The 21,175-nt window shown below is 68.0% G+C and carries 25 protein-coding genes and 1 tRNA gene; 16 read left to right on the top strand and 10 right to left on the bottom strand.

What is annotated here, in order from left to right; translation table 11 throughout:
- Positions 1–30: 30 nt before the first annotated feature.
- From QLQ15_RS11970 to QLQ15_RS11945, 6 genes are all read right to left on the bottom strand, one after another.
- Complete coding sequence (locus tag QLQ15_RS11970; RefSeq protein ID WP_283212998.1) at positions 31–789, bottom strand: slipin family protein; 759 nt, start codon at positions 787–789, stop codon at positions 31–33.
- A 15-nt stretch (positions 790–804) separates the two neighbouring features.
- The gene (locus QLQ15_RS11965) at positions 805–2,208 is read right to left on the bottom strand and encodes an NfeD family protein (RefSeq protein ID WP_283212997.1); all 1,404 of its coding nucleotides are present in this window, start codon (positions 2,206–2,208) and stop codon (positions 805–807) included.
- A 72-nt stretch (positions 2,209–2,280) separates the two neighbouring features.
- Entirely contained in the window at positions 2,281–4,482 is a 2,202-nt protein-coding gene (locus QLQ15_RS11960) for an AsmA family protein (RefSeq protein WP_283212996.1), read from the bottom strand.
- 108 nt (positions 4,483–4,590) lie between these two features.
- A complete protein-coding gene (locus QLQ15_RS11955; RefSeq protein ID WP_283212995.1) occupies positions 4,591–5,055 on the bottom strand; it encodes an aminoacyl-tRNA deacylase in 465 nt (154 codons plus the stop codon).
- Between the two features lie 219 nt (positions 5,056–5,274).
- The gene (locus QLQ15_RS11950; RefSeq protein WP_283212994.1) at positions 5,275–6,072 is read right to left on the bottom strand and encodes an amidohydrolase; all 798 of its coding nucleotides are present in this window, start codon (positions 6,070–6,072) and stop codon (positions 5,275–5,277) included.
- Positions 6,073–6,217: 145 nt separating this feature from the next.
- Positions 6,218–7,366: a pyridoxal phosphate-dependent aminotransferase gene (locus QLQ15_RS11945; RefSeq protein WP_283212993.1), complete on the bottom strand. Its 1,149-nt coding sequence runs from the start codon at positions 7,364–7,366 to the stop codon at positions 6,218–6,220.
- A 126-nt stretch (positions 7,367–7,492) separates the two neighbouring features.
- On the opposite strand from QLQ15_RS11945, the gene QLQ15_RS11940 reads away from it, so the two are divergent.
- The 15 genes from QLQ15_RS11940 to QLQ15_RS11870 all read left to right on the top strand — a co-directional run bounded on the left by QLQ15_RS11940 (position 7,493) and on the right by QLQ15_RS11870 (position 18,067).
- The gene (locus QLQ15_RS11940) at positions 7,493–7,966 is read left to right on the top strand and encodes a DUF3293 domain-containing protein (RefSeq protein ID WP_283212992.1); all 474 of its coding nucleotides are present in this window, start codon (positions 7,493–7,495) and stop codon (positions 7,964–7,966) included.
- A gap of 85 nt (positions 7,967–8,051) precedes the next feature.
- A complete protein-coding gene (ccmA, locus tag QLQ15_RS11935; protein ID WP_283214008.1) occupies positions 8,052–8,702 on the top strand; it encodes a heme ABC exporter ATP-binding protein CcmA in 651 nt (216 codons plus the stop codon).
- On the top strand, positions 8,699–9,391 hold the full coding sequence (gene ccmB / locus QLQ15_RS11930) for a heme exporter protein CcmB (RefSeq protein WP_283212991.1): 693 nt from the start codon (positions 8,699–8,701) through the stop codon (positions 9,389–9,391). Before ccmA ends, ccmB begins: the two co-directional genes overlap by 4 nt.
- 111 nt (positions 9,392–9,502) lie before the next feature.
- The gene (gene ccmC, locus QLQ15_RS11925) at positions 9,503–10,255 is read left to right on the top strand and encodes a heme ABC transporter permease CcmC (RefSeq protein WP_283212990.1); all 753 of its coding nucleotides are present in this window, start codon (positions 9,503–9,505) and stop codon (positions 10,253–10,255) included.
- Positions 10,252–10,425, top strand: coding sequence for a heme exporter protein CcmD (ccmD, locus tag QLQ15_RS11920; RefSeq protein WP_283212989.1), 174 nt, complete (start codon positions 10,252–10,254; stop codon positions 10,423–10,425). The genes ccmC and ccmD overlap by 4 nt, the downstream gene beginning before the upstream one ends.
- Positions 10,426–10,446: 21 nt before the next feature.
- On the top strand, positions 10,447–10,920 hold the full coding sequence (ccmE, locus tag QLQ15_RS11915) for a cytochrome c maturation protein CcmE (protein WP_283212988.1): 474 nt from the start codon (positions 10,447–10,449) through the stop codon (positions 10,918–10,920).
- On the top strand, positions 10,921–12,912 hold the full coding sequence (locus QLQ15_RS11910) for a heme lyase CcmF/NrfE family subunit (RefSeq protein WP_283212987.1): 1,992 nt from the start codon (positions 10,921–10,923) through the stop codon (positions 12,910–12,912). It begins immediately after the preceding gene.
- A complete protein-coding gene (locus QLQ15_RS11905) occupies positions 12,909–13,481 on the top strand; it encodes a DsbE family thiol:disulfide interchange protein (protein ID WP_283212986.1) in 573 nt (190 codons plus the stop codon). The genes QLQ15_RS11910 and QLQ15_RS11905 overlap by 4 nt, the downstream gene beginning before the upstream one ends.
- The gene (locus QLQ15_RS11900; protein ID WP_432277805.1) at positions 13,478–13,927 is read left to right on the top strand and encodes a cytochrome c-type biogenesis protein; all 450 of its coding nucleotides are present in this window, start codon (positions 13,478–13,480) and stop codon (positions 13,925–13,927) included. Before QLQ15_RS11905 ends, QLQ15_RS11900 begins: the two co-directional genes overlap by 4 nt.
- Positions 13,927–14,934: a tetratricopeptide repeat protein gene (locus QLQ15_RS11895; RefSeq protein ID WP_283212984.1), complete on the top strand. Its 1,008-nt coding sequence runs from the start codon at positions 13,927–13,929 to the stop codon at positions 14,932–14,934. The genes QLQ15_RS11900 and QLQ15_RS11895 overlap by 1 nt, the downstream gene beginning before the upstream one ends.
- Positions 14,935–15,102: 168 nt before the next feature.
- Positions 15,103–16,242, top strand: a complete 1,140-nt coding sequence (gene metX / locus QLQ15_RS11890; protein ID WP_283212983.1) for a homoserine O-acetyltransferase MetX — start codon at positions 15,103–15,105, stop codon at positions 16,240–16,242.
- A 90-nt stretch (positions 16,243–16,332) separates the two neighbouring features.
- Complete coding sequence (locus tag QLQ15_RS11885) at positions 16,333–16,929, top strand: cysteine dioxygenase family protein (protein ID WP_283212982.1); 597 nt, start codon at positions 16,333–16,335, stop codon at positions 16,927–16,929.
- 91 nt (positions 16,930–17,020) lie between these two features.
- Entirely contained in the window at positions 17,021–17,479 is a 459-nt protein-coding gene (locus QLQ15_RS11880) for a DUF2214 family protein (RefSeq protein WP_283212981.1), read from the top strand.
- 44 nt (positions 17,480–17,523) lie between these two features.
- Positions 17,524–17,610: transfer RNA gene (locus tag QLQ15_RS11875), tRNA-Leu, on the top strand.
- Between the two features lie 229 nt (positions 17,611–17,839).
- Positions 17,840–18,067 (top strand): hypothetical protein, encoded by a 228-nt coding sequence (locus QLQ15_RS11870; protein ID WP_283212980.1) that lies wholly within the window; start codon positions 17,840–17,842, stop codon positions 18,065–18,067.
- Positions 18,068–18,094: 27 nt separating this feature from the next.
- Here QLQ15_RS11870 and QLQ15_RS11865 read toward each other — a convergent pair whose 3' ends face one another.
- Entirely contained in the window at positions 18,095–18,601 is a 507-nt protein-coding gene (locus tag QLQ15_RS11865; protein ID WP_283212979.1) for a DUF1579 family protein, read from the bottom strand.
- A gap of 54 nt (positions 18,602–18,655) precedes the next feature.
- Positions 18,656–18,862, bottom strand: a complete 207-nt coding sequence (locus QLQ15_RS11860; protein WP_283212978.1) for a hypothetical protein — start codon at positions 18,860–18,862, stop codon at positions 18,656–18,658.
- A gap of 179 nt (positions 18,863–19,041) precedes the next feature.
- Between QLQ15_RS11860 and QLQ15_RS11855 the strand changes: the two genes are divergently transcribed.
- Positions 19,042–19,836, top strand: a complete 795-nt coding sequence (locus QLQ15_RS11855; RefSeq protein ID WP_283212977.1) for an NRDE family protein — start codon at positions 19,042–19,044, stop codon at positions 19,834–19,836.
- On the opposite strand, the gene QLQ15_RS11850 is transcribed toward QLQ15_RS11855, so the two are convergent.
- Together QLQ15_RS11850 and QLQ15_RS11845 are read right to left on the bottom strand one after the other, a co-directional pair.
- Positions 19,827–20,021: a hypothetical protein gene (locus QLQ15_RS11850; RefSeq protein WP_283212976.1), complete on the bottom strand. Its 195-nt coding sequence runs from the start codon at positions 20,019–20,021 to the stop codon at positions 19,827–19,829. The two genes, QLQ15_RS11855 and QLQ15_RS11850, sit on opposite strands and share 10 nt — an antisense overlap.
- Positions 20,018–21,172 (bottom strand): PepSY-associated TM helix domain-containing protein, encoded by a 1,155-nt coding sequence (locus QLQ15_RS11845; protein ID WP_283212975.1) that lies wholly within the window; start codon positions 21,170–21,172, stop codon positions 20,018–20,020. Before QLQ15_RS11845 ends, QLQ15_RS11850 begins: the two co-directional genes overlap by 4 nt.
- Between the last annotated feature and the right edge of the window lie 3 nt (positions 21,173–21,175).

The following is a 21,175-nucleotide window of genomic DNA, read 5'->3' as shown; positions in this document are numbered from 1 at the left end:
GCCCTTCGTCGTTTTCATCAGCCCTTCCCGTCAGGACGGGTCCCTGCGTGCGTCGAGCACCGACTGGATCAGTTCCATCGGCAACGGGAACACGATCGTCGAACTCTTCTCGCCGGCGATCTCCGTCAGTGTCTGCAGATAGCGCAGCTGGATAGCGCGCGGATCACCGCCGAGCAGGCGCGCGGCCTGGACCAGCATCTCCGCCGCCTGGCGCTCGCCTTCGGCATGGATGATCTTGGCACGCCGCACACGTTCGGCTTCGGCCTGTCGTGCGATGGCACGCACCATCGTCTCGTTGAGATCCACTCGCTTGATCTCGACGTTGGCCACCTTGATCCCCCACGGGTCGGTCTGCGCATCGAGGATGTTGCGGATGTCGTCGTTGAGCTTCTCCCGCTCGGCGAGCATCTCGTCCAGTTCGTGCTGGCCCAGCACCGAGCGCAGTGTGGTCTGCGCGAGCTGGCTGGTGGCCTCGTAGAAGTGCTCGACGTTGATGATGGCCTTCTGCGGATCGACCACGCGGAAGTACACCACCGCGTTGACCTGCACCGAGACGTTGTCGCGCGAGATCACGTCCTGCGGCGGCACGTCCATGACCACCGTGCGCAGATCCACGCGCACCATCTGCTGCACCATCGGGATCAGCAGGATCAGGCCGGGGCCCTTCACCTTCCAGAAGCGCCCGAGCTGGAACACCACACCGCGCTCGTACTCGCGCAGCACCTTGATCGCGCTGACCATCAGCACGGCCAGCAGCACGATCAGCGGTAAGTACATGGCCAGGTACATCACCCTCTCCTTCACTCAGGTCAGATCGCCCCGTTCCGGCACCACGCGCAGCACCAGCCCGTCGATCGCCAGCACGCGCACGGACTCGCCGCGGTGCACGGGCCGGTCGGACTGCGCCTGCCATTCCTCACCGCGGATACGCACCTGCCCGCGCCCGGCGAAATCGCGCGTCGCCACCGCCAGGTTGCCGACCAGTTCCTCCACCCCGGTAACCACCGGACGCCGTCGCGCACGCGCGGCCAGCCACAGCATTCCCATGAAAGCCAGTGCGCTCGTCACGCCGATGCCGGCAATCAGTGCACCGGGCACGCCGAATCCCGGCACGTCGGTGTCGAACAGGATCAGCGAACCCGCCAGCAACGACACCACGCCTCCGATGCCGGCCGCACCGATGCTGGGCATCGCAACCTCCAGCGCGATCAGCGCCACGCCGATCACGATCAGCGCGACGCCGGCGTAATTCACCGGCAGCACCTGCAAGCCGTACGCGGCCAGCAGCAGGCAGATCACGCCGACCATGCCGGGCAGGATCGCGCCGGGGTTGTAGCCCTCGAACACCAGCCCATACAGGCCGATCAGCAGGAGCAGGTAGGCGACGGTCGGCTCGGTCAGCACGGCCAGCAACCGTGCGCGCCAGTCGGGCGCCTGCACGGTCACGGCGCGCCTCTCGACATGGAGCACGACATCGCCTCGCGCGAGCCGCACGGTTCGTCCGTCTGCCTGTTTCAGCAGACTGCCGATATCGTCCGCGACGATTTCCACCACACCCTGCGCGTGCGCCTGCATTGCGGTGAGCGTGGCTGCGTCGTGCACGGCGGCGTCGGCGAAACGCGCGTTGCGGCCGCGCAGTTCGGCAAGGCTGCGAAGGTAGGCACCTGCGTCGTTGATGGCCTTGCGTTCCATCGCACTGTGCGGTTCGCCGGCACCCTCCTCCTTCTTCTGCGCCTCCTGACCCGGTTGGCGCGCGTCGTCGGGCCCGCGCTGAGGCTCTTCGGGGCCGAAGCCGGAGCCACCCATCGACACCGGCGTCGCCGCGCCCAGGGACGTCGCCGGAGCCATCGCGGCCAGATGGCAGGCATAGAGGATGTAGGTGCCAGCACTCGCCGCCCGCGCACCCGAGGGCGCCACCCAGCCGATGACGGGCACGTCGGAGGCGAGGATCGCCTGGTTGATATCCCGGGTGGCCGCATCCAGGCCACCCGGCGTGTCGATGCGAAGCACCACGGCGGCGGCATTCGCCTGCGCCGCGCGATGCAGGCCGCTGCGCACGTAATCGCGTGTGGCCGGCCCGATGCCGCCCTTGATGTCGAGCAACACAACGCCACCCTGCGCACTGGGGGGCGCTTGCGAAACGGCTGCGGGCACCGGCGCGACCAGCATCGCGCAGGCCAGCAGCCATGCGTGCAGGTGCATGCTCATGGCTGCGGCGATCTCCCGCGGAGATCCCTGCAAACAGTTAACACCACCGGCTGTTAAGGAAACGCAGCAGCGTCAGCGCAGGTCGGGTTGCGAGTCGTACCACTGCTGCGCGCGAACCAGATGGAAATCGCGCTGGCCGTTGTTCACGCCCACCGCGCAGCTCAACAGGCCCCACTTGGCGTACAGGCTGCCGGTGCGGCTCTTGCCACGCAGCTTGAGGCGCGCCTTCAGGTCGTAGCGCTGGTTACTCGCCACGACCCGATCCAGCACCAGGGTTTCGCCTTTCCACCGGATGTTGGCGCCCACCTGCGCCTGCCCCGAATCGATCATCTTGTAGACCCACTTCGGGTACTCGCGCTGTTTCGAGAACAGCGACAGCAGGAAGCCCACGTCCTTCATGGTCACGTTCGCGCGCGCATCGATGCTGATGGGCCGGTCCCAGTCCATGCGCGCGCGCTCCAGCTGGATGCGCGCCCACCAGCCGCTGCGCGACTCGCCCGAAGGCTCGGTGAAGCTGATGCCGGTCAGGCCCACGCGCGTGCCGTCGATGTTGAAGCTGTGGCCGGTCAGGTCCGCCCGTCGCAACGGCGTGTCCACGTCGATGTTGCCCCGCAGTGCGAGCCCGGCCACGTGCATCCGTGCATTGCTCGCGCCGATGCGCACGCTGCCGGTGCCCACATCGCCGGCCCCATCCAGTGTGAGGTCCCCGCTCAGGGTGCCCGAGCCACCGTCGAAGCGCAGATGCTGCTGCGGCAGGTAACGGTTGTGGGCGCGCAGGTCGGGCACGTGCGCATTGGAAAACGTCAGTCGCGCCTTCAGTGCTTCGCGGACGCGTTGCATCGCATCGGCCTGCTTCAGCTGTTCGCGGCGGAAGGGCTTCACCGTCTGCATCGACAGGCGCAGATCGCGACCATCGACGTACGGCCGGTCGGGCGCATCGTCGGCGGCGATGTTGAAGCGCTCCATCACCAGTTCCAGGCTCGGCAGTGGCTCGCCGTCCTTGCCGCCATCCAACCGTCCTTCCGCACGCGCGCGGCCGCGGATCCGGTTGCCCATCACGTGGGCGGTGGCCTCGACCTCCGGCACGCTCACCCGGCTGCCGACCGCAACGCGACCGTCCACGACGCGCAAATCCGCATCGACCAGACCCGCACCGTCCAGCGACAGCCAGGTGGCGTCGGTGAAGAAGGCGCCCAGCCATCGCAGCGACGAGAACTGCCAACGCCCGACCACGTGGCCGGAGCTGCGCGGCAACAGACTGCGTGGATCCTGCAGCGGAATCTGCGTGCCGCGCACGACCAGATCGGCATCCAGCGACAGCGGGTTGTCGGCCTGCGCCGGCGAACGTGCGGTGACATGCAGATCGCGGCCGGCATCCAGACCCACGTCGAGCGCGCCGGCGCGTGCGTGGCCGGACACGTCCTTGCCTGTGATCGGCATGTGCCAGCGCAACGTGCTCCCCGGCGTGATCGTGCCGCGTGCGAAGCCGATCTTCGCATTCGCGGTGCCCTGCCCTGGAACGGTCGCAAACGACATCTTCCCCGCCGCATCCACGCCGGTCCTCAGTGCCGCGACCTTGCCCTGCAGTTCCAGGCTCGCGTCGGTAAGCACCAGCTTGCGGATGCCGGACGCCTGCGCACGGGTATGTCGCGCGATCGCGAAGTGCGCATCGATGCGCCCCTCGCTCAGCAACTCCTGCTTGCCCACGCTCAGGCGCGCACGGTCGAAGTGTGCGGTGGATGGCATCAGCTCCAGTGCGCCGCCACGCAGCTGCTTGTAGAAACCGACTTCGGCGCGCCCGTCGCCTTCCAGGACCAGCCCCGCATAACGACCACCGCGGATCGAATCGCTGCGGATGCGCTGGAAGTTGAGGATCCAGCCCCCGGGCCGCGCGACCGGCGGCGGCCTGCGCGCGCCTACCGTATCGACGTCACCGGTGACACCGCTGGCCGTCACGTCCGGCACGCGGACTTCCTTGTGCAGCAACGGCAGGATCGCCACGCGACCGGATGCCTTGTCGGCCTGGACCGCCCAGCGCGTGCGCCCGGCCTGCCCGCCCAACTTCACGTCCCACACCGTTACGCGCCCGGGCCACCAGGTCACGCCCGGCCCCCATTCGATGTGGAACTTCTCCGGCTTGCGATTGGCCGTCCACTCGCCGATCGGCGTGTTGAGGAACAGGTTTCCGGCGATCAGGTAGACCGCATACAGCCCGACCACTCCAAGCGCGATTCGCCGACCCCACAGGCGCCAGCGTGGGGGAATGCGTGACACGAATTGCCTGATGCGCTGGCGATCCATCGAGCGGCTTCCTCAGCAGGGCCGCTACTTCATGAATGCTCCATCGCGAATGCCACGTGAAGACCGCCGGGGTGCATCGCACTAGTGGCGACTGAGCTGGACCACGCGCGGATGCACGAGACGCTCGAAATCGCTCCAGTCCATGCGCATGAGCTCGCGATGGTTGCCGGCGTTGAACGCGATGTTCCCATCGTCGGCCAGGCTTTCGGCGGCGTAGACGTCCATGTGATAGAGGTTTCCGAACGGTGGCATCGCGCCGACCTCGCATTCCGGGAAACGGTCCTTGAAATCGGATTCGTTAGCCAGCGCGACCTCGCGCGCACCGCTCACCTGGCGCAACCGCGCGACATCCAGCCATTCGTCCGACGGCAGCACGGCCATCGCCAGCCGGCCATCGAGTTTCACCATCACGGTCTTGGCCATCGCGTGTCCGCGGATGTGGGCACGTTCGGCGGTTTCCTGCGCGGTGAACGCGTGCGGATGGGTGACCGTGTCGTAGGCGACGCGGTTGGAATGCAGAAATTCTTCGAGACGTGGAGACGACATGACGGGCTCCTCAGGAAACCTCGGATGCCGGTCGCGTCGGGCGGAGCAGCGGACGGCGCGACGGCGTCCTTGTCTGCACATGAAACACGGGGCCGCACGAAGCGGCCCTGGCAGTGTAATCCCGTTGTTGCGCCGCGCGACATATCGCCGCCGTTCATGGTTTCGACGGCGGTGCACGGGGTCTTGCGGAATGAGCGCGGCGCTGCAGGCCGCGCGGTTTTACCTCAGCTCGAAGGCGTCGCCGTCGAGCATGGCCGGGAAGCGTTCGCGATGCGCGGCCAGCTCCGCCGCCTGAAGCGTGGTGGTGACCACCACCTCCTCGTCGGCGCACTCACTGACCGGATGTCCGAGGAAGTCGATGACGGCGCTGTCGCCCGAGTAATGCAGACCGTTGCCGTCCGTGCCGACGCGGTTCACCGCAGCGACGAAACACAGGTTCTCGATGGCCCGCGCACGTAGCAGCGTCTTCCACGGGTAGCTGCGCGCCGACGGCCAGTTGGCCACATAGATCAACAGGTCGTAATCGAGCTGCTGCGGGCGTTCGACGTCGTAGCGGTTGCGCGAGAACACCGGGAAGCGCAGGTCGTAGCAGACCTGCGGACAGATGCGCCAGCCTTTCCAGTCCAGCGTCAGGCGATCGCGCCCGGCCGCATAGCGTTCGTGTTCCCGCGCATAGCGGAACAGGTGGCGCTTGTCGTAGGTGCTGAGCGCGCCATCGGGCGTGGCGAACAGCAGGCGGTTGAACACGCCCTCCTGCGTGCGCAGCTGCACGCTGCCGGTGATGGCCGCTCCCAGCTTCGCCGACTGCTCGCGAATCCATTCCACCGTGGGGCCGTCCATCGTCTCGGCATTGCCGATGGCCTCGTTGGAGAAGCCGCTGGTGAACGTCTCCGGCAGGATGACCAGATCGGTCGTACCGTGCAGCGGCGCGATCAGGCGGCCGTAATACTCACGGTTGCCGGCCGGGTCGTGCCAGCGGGTGTCGCCTTGGACGAGGGTGACGCGCAGGTCGTTCATGGGTGCTCGCGAAGTGATGAGTTCTATTAACGCCGTCATCCCCGCGAAGGCGGGGACTGTCCGACGCATCATGCTCGCCGGACAGCATGCTGCGTCTGCAAGTTGGGTTCCCGCCTTCGCGGGAACGACAGCTTGCATGCGAAAACTACAGCTTCTGCAACCGCTCGATGGCCTTGTCCAGCGTCGCCTCGTTCTTGGCGAAACACAGGCGCGCCAGGCGTTGGCCGGCGGGCGGCGTTTCGTAGAACGGAGAAAGCGGGATCGCGGCGACGCCCTTCTCCACCGTCAGCCAGCGGCAGAACGCAGCGTCGTCCAGATCGCTGACCGCGGAGTAGTCGACCAGCTGGAAGTAGCCGCCGGGGACCGGCAGCGGCTTCAGGCGCGTGGTGAGCAGCTGCTCGCGGAAGCGGTCGCGCTTGCCCTGGTAGAACGCGCCGAGCTGCTCGTAATGCTCCGGCTCGGCCTGGATCATCTCCGCGAACGCCCACTGCGCCGGGGCGAACGTGCAGAAGGTGTTGTACTGGTGAACCTTGCGCAGTTCCAGCGACAGCGCCGGCGGCGCGATGCAGTAGCCGACCTTCCAACCGGTGCAGTGATAGGTCTTGCCGAAGCTGGACACCACGAACGCGCGCTCGCGCAGTTCGGGATAGCGCAGCACCGACTCGTGCTGGCGACCGTCGAACACGATGTGTTCGTACACCTCGTCCGACAGCAACCAGATACCCGTGTCGCGCAGCAGTGCGGTGAGCTGGGCGATGTCGTCGGCGGTGAACATCGCGCCCGACGGGTTGTGCGGTGAGTTGATCATCAGCAGGCGCGTTTTCGGCGTGATCGCGGCGCGGATGAGGTTCCAGTCCGGCGCGAAGGTCGCCGGATCCAGCGGCACATGCACGGCGCGGCCGCCGGCCAGGTCGATCGCCGGCTCGTAGGAGTCGTAGCAGGGATCGAGCACGATCACTTCCTCGCCGGCGCGCACCACGGCGGCGACGGCGTCGAAGATCGCCTCGCTGGCGCCGGACGCCACGGTGATCTCGCTGTCGGGATCGGGGCGGTGGCCGTAACAGCGCTGGGTTTTGTCGGCGATGGCCTGGCGCAATGCGGGAATGCCCGTCATCGGCGCGTACTGGTTCTTGCCTTCGCGCATGGCGCGGTCGAGGGCTTCGATCAGGCGTTCGGGGACGTTGAAGTCGGGAAAGCCCTGGCCGAGATTGACCGCGTCGTGCTCGATCGCGAGCTGCGACATCACGGTGAAGATGGTCGTTCCGACCTTCGGCAGCTTGGTTGGCAGGGTCATTGGCTTACAGGAAATTCGAAACGGGGAAGTGTAAGGATGCCGGTGAAGCGGTGTCATGACGAAAGCTCATCTGGCGATCCCGTGCAGGCGATTGCGCGCTGCAGGCAAGGTCCGCACACTCCGCCCATGCGCGAGCTGCAGATCGTCGACGCCGCCGAGCTGGCCACCGCCTACGCTGCCGCGGATTACGTGGTGGTGCTCGACGGCGATTCCCTGCCGTTGCGCGTGGGCCTGCCGGCCACCGATCTGGAAGCGTATGCCCCCGCGGCACGCTACGCCTTCATCACAGCCTGGAACCCGGCTTCGCAGCCGCGGTCGGACAGCGCCAACGAGGCCGCCGATGCACTGTTGGTGGCGCAACTGGACGCCATCGGCGCGGTGCGCCATCCGGCCTGGGCCCAGGACCCGGACGGCGGCTGGCGCGAACCGGGCTGGCTGGTGGTGGGACTGGGCGAGGACGACCTGCTCCGGCTGGGCCTGGAGTTCGGCCAGGCGGGCGTGCTGGACTGGCACGCGGGCGAGCCGGTACGCCTGCGAATGCTGATGCCCCGCCCGTCGGCGGCCTTCGGAGTCGCCAATACGGAGTGGGTGGCCGGCTGAGCGTCGCCCGACCCCGCCAAGCGGCCCATTCCGGGAACCGAATAGAATGGCCGCCCGCGGCCGACCGGCCGTCCACGCCCGTCCGATGACACCCAACGACCGCCCCGCCCCGCCGCTGCTCGCAGCCCGCGGCCTCCGTTTCGCGCGCAACGACGAGTCGGTGTTCGGCCCGCTGGACTTCAGCGTCGATGCCGGCGAAGCGCTGCTGGTCCAGGGCGACAACGGCGCCGGCAAGACCACCCTGCTGCGCGTGCTGGCCGGCCTGCTGCGCGCCGATGACGGGCATATCGACCTGGACGGCGAGCCCGCCGGCATCGCCCGGCGCGCCCGCGCCATCGCCTACCTCAGCCACCTGCCCGGCCTGAAGGCGGATCTCACGTCGCTGGAAAACCTGAATTTCCTCTGCGGGCTGCAGGGCCGTCGCCGTGCGCAGCTGCCGGAGAACGCGCTGGGCATCGTCGGCCTGGCCGGCTACGAGGACACCCTGGCCCGGCAGCTGTCCGCCGGCCAGAAGAAGCGGCTGTCGCTGGCCCGGCTGTGGATGTCGCCTGCGCCGCTGTGGCTGCTGGACGAGCCCTACGCAAACCTGGACCTGGAAGGCATCGAACTGGTGAACCGCATGGTCCAGGCCCACCTTCGCGAGGGCGGCGCCGCCCTGGTGACCACGCACGGCGCCTACGCCGCGCCGCCGGTACGGACGCGGATGCTGGTGCTCTCGCGGGCGGGTGCAGCATGAACCCGACGACCACTCCAAGCCTCACCGGTGCCGCCCGCGCCTTGCTGACCCGCGACCTGCGCCTGCTCTGGCGCCGCCGCGGCGATGCCCTGCAGCCGGCGCTGTTCGCGCTGCTGGTGGTAGTGCTGTTTGCGCTGGCCCTGGGCGGCGAGAAAGAGGCACTGGCCCGCGTCGCGGCCGGCGTGCTGTGGGTGGCCATCCTGCTGGCCGGCCTGCTCTCGCTGGACACGCTGTTCCGCGGCGACGCCGAGGACGGCTCGCTGGAGCAGTGGATGCTGGCGCCGGTGCCGCTGGCGTGGCTGGTCGGTGTGCGCACGTTCATGCACTGGGCGACGACCGCGCTGCCGTTGCTGATCGCCGCGCCGTTCCTGGGCGAGCTCCTGTACCTGCCACGCGCGCAGTTGCCGGTGCTGATGGCATCCCTCGCACTGGGCACGCCTTTGCTGAGTCTGTTGGGCGCCGTGGTGGCTGCTCTGACGGTCGGAATGCGGCGCTCCGGTATACTCGTGGCCTTGCTGGCGCTGCCGTTGTACGTGCCGGTGCTGGTGTTCGGCGCGGGCAGCGTGGCTGCCTCGGCGCAGGGGCTGGATCCGATCGGAGCGCTGCTGCTGCTGGGCGCGGGGTTGGCGGTCGCGCTGGTGCTGGCCCCACTGGCTGCCGCCGCCGCGATCCGGATCGCCCTGAGCTGACGCGCGTCGGCATCAATTGAGCCGGATCAAGCCCGGGGCCGCCCCGGCCGCGACAATCCGCCGCAACCTGCCGCTGCCCGGGCCGATGGTCCGGGCGCGGAGCGAGGAACGATGAATCCGATCATCCGCTGGTTTCACCAACTCGGTTCGCCCCCCTACTTCGACCGCTTTGCCGCGCGCTGGGCACCGTGGGCGTATGGGCTTGGCCTGCTGATCATGGCCTGGGCCCTGTACGGCGCGCTGTTCCAGGTGCCGGCCGACTACCAGCAGGGCGACAGCTTCCGCATCCTCTACATCCATGTGCCCAGCGCCTGGATGAGCATGGCCGTGTTCGGGCTGATGGCGCTGTATGCCGCCATCGCGCTGGTCTGGCGCATCAAGCTGTGCGAGATCCTGGCGATGGCCTGCGCCCCCATCGGCGCCGCCTTCACCCTCATCACGCTGGTGACCGGTTCGATCTGGGGCAAGCCGATGTGGGGCACGTGGTGGGACTGGGACCCGCGCCTGACCACCGAGCTGATCCTGCTGTTCCTCTATCTGGGCGTGATCGGCCTGTACAACGCCATCGACGACCGTCGCGCAGCGGCGCGTGCGGCCGGCCTGCTGGCCATCGTCGGCGTGGCATTGCTGCCGGTGATCCGCTACTCGGTGGTGTGGTGGAACTCGCTGCACCAGGGCCAGACCATCAGCCTCTTCGGCGACTCGAAGATGGACGAAAGCATGTACGGCCCGCTGATCTGGATGATCATCGGCACCAAGCTGTGGTTCGTGGGCGCGCTGCTCGCACGCGCGCGCGCCGACAACCTGCGTCGCGAAAGCGGCAAGGGCTGGGTCGCCGCACTCGCGCAGGGGAAGCAACCGTGAGCTACCAGAACTACGTCATCGCCGCCTATGCGGTGTTCGCGATCGTGCTGGGCTGGGACTTCGTCAGCACCCGCCTGCAGATCCGCCGTGAACTGCGCGGCGCGCGCCTGCGGGCCGCGCGCGAGGCCGCGCGTCCGGGCAAGGACGCCGCCAACCCGCTGACCCGATAACGCATTGATGAGCCCGATCCGATGAATCCCGTACGTCGCCGCCGCCTGCTCTGGGTGATTGCCCTCGTGGTAGCCGCCGGCCTTGCCACCGCGCTGGTCGCGATGGCCCTGCAACGCAACATCGCCTACCTATACACGCCCAGCGAAGTGCTGCGCGGCGAAGCCGGCGAGCATGCCCGCTTCCGCCTCGGCGGCATGGTCGCGGCCGATTCGTTCAAGCGCGCGCCCGGTTCGCTGGAAGCCACGTTCCGCGTCACCGACGGCGACGCGCAGATGCCGGTGCGCTACACCGGCATCCTGCCGGACCTGTTCCGCGAGAAGCAGGCGGTGGTCGCCACCGGCCGCATGGAAGGCGACGTGTTCGTCGCCGAACAGATCCTCGCCAAGCACGACGAGACCTACATGCCGAAGGAAGTCGCCGACAAGATGGGCATGGCGCACAAGAAGCACGACGTGCAGGCGCCGGCCGCCGGCACCGCGCAGGAAGCGCCCTAAATGCTCGGCGAACTCGGACAGATCGCGCTGATCCTGGCGCTGCTGGTATCGGTGCTGCAGGCGGCGCTGCCGCTGGCCGGCGCGCAGCGCGGCGTGGCTCCGTGGATGGCGGTCGCCCGCCCGGCCGCATACGCACAGCTGGGGCTGGTCGGCCTGGCCTTCGCCGTCCTCACGCACGGATTCGTGACGCAGGATTTCTCGCTGCGCTACGTCGCCGAGAACAGCAACTCGCTGCTGCCGCTGATGTACCGCTACACCGCGGTGTGGGGCGCGCACGAAGGCTCGCTGCTGTTGTGGGCGCTGATCCTGGCGCTGTGGACGGCAGCGGTTGCGCGCTTCTCGCGCAGCCTGCCCGATACCGTCATCGCGCGCGTACTCGGCGTGATGGGCCTGGTCAGCGCGGGCTTCCTCGCCTTCCTCATCTTCACCAGCAACCCGTTCCTGCGCCTGCTTCCCGCTGTCGCTGAAGGCCGCGACCTCAACCCACTGCTGCAGGATCCGGGCATGATCATCCACCCGCCGATGCTGTACCTCGGCTACGTGGGTTTCTCGGTGCCGTTCGCGTTCGCGATCGCCGCGCTGCTGGACGGAAAGATCGACGCACGCTGGCTGCGCTGGACGCGTCCGTGGACCAATGTCGCGTGGGCGTTCCTCACGCTGGGCATCGCACTGGGTTCGTGGTGGGCGTACTACGAACTGGGTTGGGGCGGCTGGTGGTTCTGGGATCCCGTCGAGAACGCCAGCTTCATGCCGTGGCTCGCCGGCGCCGCGTTGCTGCATTCGCAGGCCGTGACCGAGAAGCGCGGCAGCTTCCGCGGCTGGACGCTGCTGCTGGCCATCGCCACGTTCTCGCTGTCGCTGCTGGGTACCTTCCTGGTGCGTTCGGGCGTGCTGACCAGCGTGCATGCGTTCGCGGCGGATCCGGCACGCGGCCTCTTCATCCTGATCTTCCTGGGCATCGTGGTCGGCGGTTCGCTGCTGCTGTACGCGCTGAAGGCGCCTTCGACGGAGGACGCCGGCAAGCCGTTCGAGGCCGCGTCGCGTGAAACGCTGCTGCTGGCCAACAACCTGCTGCTCTCCACCGCCTGCGCGATGGTGCTGCTGGGCACGCTGTACCCGCTGCTTGCCGATGCACTGGACCTGGGCAAGATCTCGGTCGGCCCGCCCTACTTCGCGCTGATGTTCGTGCTGCTGATGGCGCCGCTGGTCGCGCTGCTGCCGTTCGGCCCGCTCACACGCTGGCAGCGCGAGCAGGTATCGAAGCCGGTGGCGATGCTCGCACCGTGGGCCGGCCTGGCGCTCGCGCTGGGCGTGATCGCGTACTTCTTCGCGCCGCAGGGGCCGGTGAAGGTCGCAGCCGGCGTGTTCGGCGCCGCGTGGGTGCTGTTCGGCACCGCGCGCTTCGTCTGGTCGCGCCTGCGCAGCCCGACGGCCGGCTCGCGCTTCACCCCCGAAATGCTCGGCATGACGCTGGCGCATACGGGCATCGCGGTGTTCCTGGTGGGCGCGCTGCTGGTGGAAGGACTGAGCGTGCAGCGCGAACTCGCCGTCGCGCCGGGCCAGACGGTCGAACTGGGCCGCTACGCCTTCCGCTTCGACGGCGCCACGCATTCGCAGGGCCCGAACTACGAGGCCGACCGCGGCACCGTCACCGTGTTCCAGAACGACAAGCCGCTGACCGTGATGCACCCGGAAAAGCGCGCGTACGTCAGCGGCGGCCAGGTGATGACCGAAGCGGCGATCTCGCGCGGCCTCACGCGTGATCTCTATGTCGCGCTGGGCGAACCGCTAGGCGGTGGCTCGTGGGCGCTGCGCGTGCACATCAAGCCGTTCGTGCGCTGGATCTGGGCCGGCGCGATCCTGATGATGCTGGGCGGACTGGTGACGGCGACCGATCGTCGTTTCCGCCGCGTGGCAGCGACCGATCCGCGACCGGCCGCGGACCCCGTCTCGCCCCCCGCAACGAACGCGAGCCCGGAGCCCGCACGATGAGCGAATCGATGCCGCGCAAGTCCTCGATGCGGTGGTTGCCGCTGGTGGTGGTCGCCGCATTGGGCGCACTGCTCTTCGCCGGCGTCATGCTCAGTCGCAATCCCAACCGCGAAGCGCTGCCCTCGCCGCTGATCGGCAAGCCGGCGCCGGCATTCCGCCTGCCGGTCCTGCACGAGCCGGGTCGACTGGTCACGGACAAGGACCTGCGTGGCGCGCCGTACCTGCTCAACGTCTGGGGCAGCTGGTGCCCGGCCTGCCGCGACGAGCATCCGGTGCTGACGCGCTTCGCCGAGACCAAGCGCCTGCGCGTGGTCGGCTTCAACTGGAAGGACGAGCACGGCGACGCGATGCGCTGGCTGGAGCAGTTCGGCAACCCGTACTTCATGGTCCTCACGGACTACGAAGGCAAGGCGGCCATCGACTGGGGCATCTACGGCGCGCCGGAGACCTTCCTCGTGGACGCCGGCGGCACGATCCGCTGGAAGTACGTCGGCCCGCTGACCGATGCGGTCATCGAAAGCGAGTTGCTGCCGAAGCTGGTACAGCTCAACGCGGACAAGCCGCTGTGATGCGCGCGTTGCTGCTCGCCTTCGCGCTGGTGTTGTCCAGTGGCGCCGCTTTCGCACAGGTGGCCACGGATGCCAATCCGCTCACGTTCAACAGTCCCGCCGAGGAAAAGCGCTTCCATGCGCTGGTGAGCGAACTGCGTTGCGTGATGTGCCAGAACCAGTCGCTGGCCGATTCGAATGCGCAGATCGCGGTGGACCTGCGCCGCGAAGTGCTGGAGCTGATGCGCCAGGGCAAGAACGATGCGCAGATCAAGGATTTCCTGGTCGCGCGCTACGGCGAATTCGTGCTGTACCGCCCACAGGTGGAATCCAAGACGTGGCTGCTCTGGTTCGGACCGGCCGTGGTGCTGCTGGGCGGCGGTCTGATCGTGATCGGCGCGGTGCGTCGGCGTTCGCGTGGTGCTGCACCCGCCGCCGATGAGCGCAATGAAGAGCAGGAGTGGTGATGAGTTCGATGGTGGCCTTCGTGATCGCCGGCCTGCTGCTGGCCGTGCTGACGCTGGCATACGTGCTGCGCCCGTTGTGGCGCACGCGTCGCGCGGCGGGACTGGGCGTGGTGGCTGGGCTGACCCTTGCGACGGGCCTGATGTACTTCGCCATCGGCGCGCCGGCCGCACTGGATTCGACGCAGCGCGAAATGCCCAAGACGCTGGAGGAAGCGATCTCCAAGCTCGAAACGGAGCTGCAGCGCGACCCGAACCAGGTTGAAGGCTGGCGTCTGCTGGGCCGCGCGTACGTGGCCGACGGCAATGTCGCCAAGGCCGCGCAGGCGCTCGATCGTGCGCTGAAACTGGCGCCCGATGACCCGGACCTTCTGGCCGAGGCCGCGGAGATGCGTGCACTCGCCGCGCCGCAGCGCGTGTTCGATGCGCAGGGCGTGGAGCTGCTGAAGCGTGCCATCGAGATCCAGCCGATGCACCAGCGTGCGCGCTGGTTCCTCGGTATCGCCCAGCGACAGGCGAAGCAGCCGGCGGAAGCGGCCCGCACGTGGGAGCCCCTCCTTGCCGTGGTCGATGCGAACGCGGCACAACCGCTGCGCGCGCAGATCGACGCTGCCCGCGCCGAAGCCGGCCTGCCGCCGCTACCCGCGGCGGCTGCACCTTCCGCAGCCGAAGGCGGCCTGAAGGTGAAGGTGTCGCTGGCGCCCGCGCTGGCTTCGAAGCTTCCGGCCGACGCCACGTTGTTCGTCATCGCACGCCAGGCCGGCGGCCCGCCGATGCCCGTGGCGGTGGAGAAACTGGCCGCGACGAAGTTGCCGGTCGAAGTCACGCTGGACGACGGCGACAGCCCGATGCCGACGATGAAGCTGTCGCAGCTGGAACGCGTGGAAGTGCTGGCGCGCGTGTCCGCCTCGGGTAACGCCATGCCGCAGAGCGGCGATCTGGAGGCGACGGCAAAGCCTTCGGGCCCGACCGGCGCGATCGAATTGGTGATCGATTCCGTTCGCCCCTGACAAGGCGGACATCCCCGCGAATGCGGGGATCCGGGCCCGCAGGCATCACGCTCGACGGACGACGACACCGTCCCCGCAGCGGCAAGTCCCTTCCCGATCGCGGCCGCAGAACACTGCGCATCCGCGAATGCCCGTGCCGATTTCACCGGCCCTCGTTAAGCTTGCCGCATGACCGAATTCATCCCGCCCGGCACGCGCTGGTTCGACCTGCCCTCACCTTTTCCGATGAAACGCGGCGGCGCCCTGCAGGGCGCGCGCGTGGCGTACGAAACCTGGGGCACGCTCAACGCGCAGCGCGACAACGCGATCCTCATCGTCACCGGCCTGTCGCCCGACGCGCACGCGGCTTCGAACGAAGGCAATCCGGAACCGGGCTGGTGGGAACAGATGCTCGGCCCCGGCAAGCCCATCGACAGCGACCGCTGGTTCGTGATCTGCGTGAACTCACTGGGCAGTTGCAAGGGCTCCACCGGCCCCGCTTCGACCGACCCGGCCACGGGTGAGCTGTACCGGCTGGATTTCCCCGAGCTGTCCGTCGAGGACGGCGCCGATGCGTCCGCGCATCTGGTACGTGGCCTGGGCATCGACCATCTCGCCTGCATCATCGGCAACTCGATGGGCGGCATGACGGCGCTGGCTTTCCTGCTGCGCCATCCGGGACTGGCGCGCAATCACATCAACATCTCCGGCGCGGCCAAGGCGTTGCCGTTCTCCATCGCCATCCGCTCGTTGCAGCGCGAAGCGATCCGCCTGGACCCCAACTGGAACCACGGCCTCTACGACGACGACCATTACCCCGAATCGGGCATGCGCATGGCGCGCAAGCTGGGCGTCATCACATACCGCTCCGCGCTGGAATGGGACGGCCGTTTCGGGCGCGTGCGCCTGGATTCGGACCGCACTGACGAAGAACCGTTCGGACTGGAGTTCGAAGTCGAAAGTTATCTGGAAGGCCACGCGCGCCGCTTCGTGCGACGCTTCGATCCGAACTGCTACCTGTACCTCAGCCGCTCGATGGACTGGTTCGACATCGGCGAATACTGCGCCACGCGCGGCAACGACGAAGCCGATACGCGCGCGGGCCTTGCCAGCATCCGGGTGGAGAAGGCGCTGGCCATCGGCGTGCAGACCGACATCCTGTTTCCGTTGCAGCAGCAGGAAGAAATCGCAGAAGGCCTGCGTGCCGGCGGCGCCGACGCGCGCTTCCTGCCCCTTCCCTCACCGCAGGGACATGACGCCTTCCTGGTCGATATCGCTCGTTTCGGGCCCGCCGTCGGGGAATTCCTGAACGGCCTGCAAGGCGGCTGACGTTCGCCGCCTCGCGGGGCTTGGCGGCATACGGTCACGGATTGGTGCGACGCAAGAAGGCGGACGCGGGCGGCGCGGTAGAATCGCCCCATGAGCATTGCCGATTCCACGCCCGACCTCGATTTCCCTGGCCACGACAAGCTGGTCGCCGCGATCGACGCCGCCGTCTCCGTCGGCGATGAACACGCGGTCACCGCCGCGCTGCGCAGCACGCTGTGCGGCATGATCCGCGACCGCGACGTGCAACTGCCGGCGTGTGTGCACGATCCCATCGACGATCACTACGCCCGTCGCGAGCTCTACCGCAGCCCACGCCTTGGCTACAGCGTGGTCGCCATGACCTGGGGCCCCGGCCAGGGCACGCCGGTGCACGACCACTGCGGCCTGTGGTGCGTGGAAGGCGTGTGGGACGGCGAGCTGGAAATCACCCAGTACGAACTGCTCGAACGCGACGGCGACCGTTTCCGTTTCCGCGCCGCCGGCGGCATGCATGCCGGCCCCGGCAGCGCCGGCAGCCTGATCCCGCCGCACGAGTACCACACCATCCGCAACGCCAGTTCCAACGCCGTCGCCGTCTCGCTGCACATCTACAAGGCGCCGATGGAATCGTGTTCGATGTTCGTCCCCAACGAGGGCGAATGGTTCGCGCGCGTGGCCAAGGAACTCAAGACCGACGAAGCGGCCTGACCGCGCTCGGCAACCGCAGGTTCTGACCTTCGGCACCTTGGCGTCGTCACGGGCGCCGTTTAGGGTGGCGCTTTCCGACCGGAAGCCCCCCATGCTGACCGATTTCCTGCTCGCTTCCCTGCACCACCTGCTGGTGCTTGGCCTGGTGTCGATGCTCGTGGCCGAATCCACGCTGCTGCGCGGCACGATCGACCCGCCCGTAGTGCGGCGCCTGGCCGGCCTCGACATGGGCTACGGCCTATGCGCGATGCTGCTGATCGCCGCGGGCATCTCGCGCATCGTGTTCGGCATCAAGGGCCACGACTTCTACCTGCACAACCCGTGGTTCCACGCGAAGATGGGCGCGTTCGTGCTGGTGGGTCTGCTCTCGATCCTTCCGACCGTGCGCTTCCTGCGCTGGCGCAAGGCACTGGCCGCGAACCCCAGCTGGCTGCCCGCCCCGGCCGAAGTCGCCCGCCTGCGCGGCATCGTCCGTTTCGAACTCATCCTGGTGGCCGTGATCTTCGTGCTCGCCGCCGCGATGGCCCGCCACGGCGGCCTGAGCCTGTAAGCGCCTGCCGCCAGCCCACGCCCTCGGCTATACTGCGCGCCCGCGCCGGAATGGCGGAATCGGTAGACGCAGCGGACTCAAAATCCGCCGCCCTTAAAAGCGTGTGGGTTCGAGTCCCACTTCCGGCACCAAGAACATCAGGGTCAGGCTTCGCAGCCTGGCCCTTTTGTTTTGCCGCCCGAGCGGACAGCGCGTCGCGCCCTGTCAGGCGCGCCCCTATTTCGCCCAGGCCGCATCGGCCGGAGGATTCGCCGGCGTGCGGTCGTCAGGGTGGCCTTCACGCTCCTTCACTCCCTTCCATCTCAATCTGCGAGACACGAAGCGTCGATGCTGGCGCGCCACGTTTCCCCGGAGCACACCATGTCGTTCGACACGTTCTGCGCCTACGATGATGACGGCAACCGCTACACGGTCTACGTGCGCCGCACCTACATCGACGCGCGCGGCGGCGGTGGAAGCGTGCGGGTGGAAGGGTTGCGCTCGTACCACCTTGGCGATGGCGGCGCGGTGGACCAGCTCGACGAGGAGCGTTTCTCGGTCGTGGCGACGGGACGCGAACTGCGACGCACGCGGAGCGTGGCGGCCTGACCCGGCGCCGCCAGGCGGCACGGCGCGTTACACCCCGGTCGCGACGCGGCGGTAACGCACTTCCACTGCCCTGGCCGCTTCACCCTGCGGCGAGATGTTGGTCATGGTGATGATGAGCTGGTCGCGGTCGGGCTGCTCGATCTCGGTGCGCCAGTCCCATCGCGGCCCACCTTTTCCATCGCCGTAGCTGCCCAGCACGTTGAAGTGCGGCGTACTCGCCGGCCCGGCGGAGAACATGATGCTGGTGCCGGTGCCGAAGCTTTCCACCCACGCCGATTCGAAGGCGTTCTCGCCCAGGTGCAGGCCGTAGATCGCCACGCCTTCGATGGGATCGTCGCGGTATCGCGTGCGGTACTCGTGCAGCAGGAAACGCCCGTCGAGGATGCCGCGGATGGTGCCGCGCTGCGGGGATTCACACGCCAGCTGATCGGACTGGAACCACAGCCGGAACGTGCCCTCCCACTCGCCGATCATCTGCGCCAGGCGATGATGCCCGCCGTCGGCGATGGATGCCTCGAACTGCTTCTTGCCCATGACGCTCTCCTGCAGTTGGTTCGGAGATCGCGATGCGGCGCATTGAGGCGCCGGTCAGGGCAGCAGCGTACCGAACACGACGCGCGAGCGCTCGTCGTAGATGCGCAGCCACAGGGCATGATGGGAAGATTCGGCGCAGCGCTTGGCTTGCGGCAGCACGGCCTCGAGCGCCGCTTCGGCGCTGTTGTAATCGACCGTGGCCTCGGCGATGTGCTGACCGAGCATGCCACCGTCGTGGCGGGAGAGTTCGACGCGGTACATTGGTCCTTCCTGCGGGGGGCGGTCCACGGCGTGGACGGACGGATCAGGACTCAAAGATTGCCCGCGACGGCAGGGATGCGCAGTCGGCGCCGGACGCGCAGGGCTGTAAGGTTTTTCCTACGTCGAATCCCGGCCATTTAGCTGAACGCTCACGCCATTGTGCTTACAGAACGACACCTATGTGCCTGATTGCAATTGCATGGCAATGCCATCCGCGCTATCGACTGGCGTTGATCGCGAACCGCGACGAGGCGCATGCACGCCCGGCCGCACCCGCGGGTGTCGATCCCGACGACGACACGCTCTACGGTGGACGCGACCTGCTCGCCGGAGGCAGCTGGCTGCTGGCCTCCACGCATGCGCGACTGGCAGCCGTGACCAACGTGCGAGCGGGAGCCGCCGAAGGCACGATGCCGCGATCGCGCGGGGCCCTGGTGCGCGGCTTCGTCGCCGGCCGTGATCCATCGCCGGAATTCCTCGGCGAGCTCGCGCCGCACGCGGCCGACTATGGCCGCTTCAACATGCTGGCCTGGGACGGCGCCGAACTCGGCTTCGCCAGCAATCATCCGGCGTTTCGCACTCAACGTGTCGAGCCCGGCTTCCACGCGATGTCCAATGGGGACTTCGATGCGCCCTGGCCCAAGAGTGGCCATGCGATGGCGGCGTTGAAGGATTGGCTGACCCATGCGCCCGCGCACGACGGTACCGTCGCCGACGACGACCTGGCGCCACTGTTCGCCGCACTCGCCGACACCCAGCCCGCCCCCGACGCGACCCTGCCTGACACCGGCGTCGGCCTGGAACTCGAGCGCAGGCTTTCACCGCCCTTCGTGACAGGCGAGCGTTACGGCACGCGCTGCAGCACCGTCGTGCTCATCGACGACGCACACATCGTGTTCGTGGAGCAGAGCTTCGGTCCGAACGGACAACGCCTCGGCCGCACGCGCGCGCGACTGCCCCTCGATCAGCGCTGACGGCTGCTGCGATCGCGCTTCCACCATGCGCGGACGACCAGCCCCAGCACGCCCCCGAACAGCAGCCACGACAGCACATCGAATGGCCCATCGCCGATCAGCGCACTGACGAGCGCGATCACGCTGGCCAGCGCGATCCACATCGGCGCCACGAACGGACTGCGTGGGATCGGGCCGCGGCTCATGGCGAGGTCACCTCGCCATTGCCAACGAGCCCTGCGCGTTCGATCTCGGCAACGCGCGCGTCGGTACTGCCGCGCTTGAGCCACAGGTACAGGCCGCTCACCAGCACGACGATGGTCAGCACGTCCAGCAATCCCCACAGCACCTTCAGCGGCAGACCGCCGTAATCGCCGAAGTGGAGCGGCTGCGACAGCAAGAGCACGGTCATGTAGGCCGGCAGACGGGGCTGCGCCGTGACCTCGCCGGTTTCCACGTCGATCAGCACCGGCCGATACAGACGCTCGGTCAGCGGCGTGTTGCCGTGCATGAAGATGCCGTAGTGGTGATTGCCGCTGTAGCCCGTACCGGGGAAGCTCACGAACGCCGGCTTCATCGCCGGTTCCGCGGCGCGCGCCCTGGCGATGGCAGCGTCGAGCGAGGCGAACGATGTCGGCTTCGGACGGCTTTCGTACTGCGCGGCGAACTCGCGCAACTGGTGATCCTGCCAGGCGGACTCCAGTGGTTGTGCCAGCGTGTTGATCGCACCGGTCAAGCCGACCACCAGCGCCCACGCCAGCGTCACGATGCCCAGCACGTTGTGCAGGTCCAGCCACGCCAGGCGACGACTGCGTCCGGTGCGCAACGTGCCGAATGGCAGCTTGCGCATGAACGGGCCGTACAACACCAGGCCGGAGACGATGGCCACGACGAACAGCAGCGCCATCGCGCCCAGGAATAGCATGCCCGGCAATCCGACGAACACATCGGTGTGCAGGCGATAGAGGAAGTACATCACGCCTTCGTTGAACTGCGCGGCCGGCAGCACGTCACCGGTGTATTCGTGCAGGATCGCGGTGTGCATCTCCGGCGGCGGCGTGTCGGGCCGTGCACCGGTGTTCACGTACACGCTGGGCGAATGATCGTCCCAACCGAAGAACAGCGGCACGTCACCCGGGTACTGCGCCAGCGCCTTCTTCACCAGATCGTCCACGTTCGCGCGTTGCGCGCCGGGTGCAGCCGGCGCGACCTCGGGGTCCGCGCCGGTCAGGTGGCTGATCTCTTCCCAGAACACCAGTGGCAAGCCGGTGATGCACAGCAACAGCAGGAACAGCGTGCACACCAGGCTGGTCCACTTGTGGACCAGGAACCAGGCCTTGAGCGTGCCGCGCTGCATTGC

It is taken from the genome of Lysobacter stagni (genome assembly GCF_030053425.1).
Lineage (GTDB): Bacteria > Pseudomonadota > Gammaproteobacteria > Xanthomonadales > Xanthomonadaceae > Lysobacter_J > Lysobacter_J stagni.
The sequence above is the reverse complement of the archived record's forward strand: the minus strand, read 5'-3'. Positions and strand labels throughout refer to the sequence as shown.

Excerpts from the sequence above, each read along its gene's own strand:
- QLQ15_RS11970 (WP_283212998.1), bottom strand. The coding sequence starts at position 789 with ATGTACCTGGCCATGTACTTACCGCTGATCGTGCTGCTGGCCGTGCTG.
- QLQ15_RS11965 (WP_283212997.1), bottom strand. The coding sequence starts at position 2,208 with ATGAGCATGCACCTGCACGCATGGCTGCTGGCCTGCGCGATGCTGGTC.
- QLQ15_RS11955 (WP_283212995.1), bottom strand. The coding sequence starts at position 5,055 with ATGTCGTCTCCACGTCTCGAAGAATTTCTGCATTCCAACCGCGTCGCC.
- QLQ15_RS11950 (WP_283212994.1), bottom strand. The coding sequence starts at position 6,072 with ATGAACGACCTGCGCGTCACCCTCGTCCAAGGCGACACCCGCTGGCAC.
- QLQ15_RS11945 (WP_283212993.1), bottom strand. The coding sequence starts at position 7,366 with ATGACCCTGCCAACCAAGCTGCCGAAGGTCGGAACGACCATCTTCACC.
- QLQ15_RS11940 (WP_283212992.1), top strand. The coding sequence starts at position 7,493 with ATGCGCGAGCTGCAGATCGTCGACGCCGCCGAGCTGGCCACCGCCTAC.
- ccmA (WP_283214008.1), top strand. The coding sequence starts at position 8,052 with ATGACACCCAACGACCGCCCCGCCCCGCCGCTGCTCGCAGCCCGCGGC.
- ccmB (WP_283212991.1), top strand. The coding sequence starts at position 8,699 with ATGAACCCGACGACCACTCCAAGCCTCACCGGTGCCGCCCGCGCCTTG.
- ccmC (WP_283212990.1), top strand. The coding sequence starts at position 9,503 with ATGAATCCGATCATCCGCTGGTTTCACCAACTCGGTTCGCCCCCCTAC.
- ccmE (WP_283212988.1), top strand. The coding sequence starts at position 10,447 with ATGAATCCCGTACGTCGCCGCCGCCTGCTCTGGGTGATTGCCCTCGTG.
- QLQ15_RS11910 (WP_283212987.1), top strand. The coding sequence starts at position 10,921 with ATGCTCGGCGAACTCGGACAGATCGCGCTGATCCTGGCGCTGCTGGTA.
- QLQ15_RS11905 (WP_283212986.1), top strand. The coding sequence starts at position 12,909 with ATGAGCGAATCGATGCCGCGCAAGTCCTCGATGCGGTGGTTGCCGCTG.
- QLQ15_RS11895 (WP_283212984.1), top strand. The coding sequence starts at position 13,927 with ATGAGTTCGATGGTGGCCTTCGTGATCGCCGGCCTGCTGCTGGCCGTG.
- metX (WP_283212983.1), top strand. The coding sequence starts at position 15,103 with ATGACCGAATTCATCCCGCCCGGCACGCGCTGGTTCGACCTGCCCTCA.
- QLQ15_RS11885 (WP_283212982.1), top strand. The coding sequence starts at position 16,333 with ATGAGCATTGCCGATTCCACGCCCGACCTCGATTTCCCTGGCCACGAC.
- QLQ15_RS11880 (WP_283212981.1), top strand. The coding sequence starts at position 17,021 with ATGCTGACCGATTTCCTGCTCGCTTCCCTGCACCACCTGCTGGTGCTT.
- QLQ15_RS11870 (WP_283212980.1), top strand. The coding sequence starts at position 17,840 with ATGTCGTTCGACACGTTCTGCGCCTACGATGATGACGGCAACCGCTAC.
- QLQ15_RS11865 (WP_283212979.1), bottom strand. The coding sequence starts at position 18,601 with ATGGGCAAGAAGCAGTTCGAGGCATCCATCGCCGACGGCGGGCATCAT.
- QLQ15_RS11860 (WP_283212978.1), bottom strand. The coding sequence starts at position 18,862 with ATGTACCGCGTCGAACTCTCCCGCCACGACGGTGGCATGCTCGGTCAG.
- QLQ15_RS11855 (WP_283212977.1), top strand. The coding sequence starts at position 19,042 with ATGTGCCTGATTGCAATTGCATGGCAATGCCATCCGCGCTATCGACTG.
- QLQ15_RS11850 (WP_283212976.1), bottom strand. The coding sequence starts at position 20,021 with ATGAGCCGCGGCCCGATCCCACGCAGTCCGTTCGTGGCGCCGATGTGG.
- QLQ15_RS11845 (WP_283212975.1), bottom strand. The coding sequence starts at position 21,172 with ATGCAGCGCGGCACGCTCAAGGCCTGGTTCCTGGTCCACAAGTGGACC.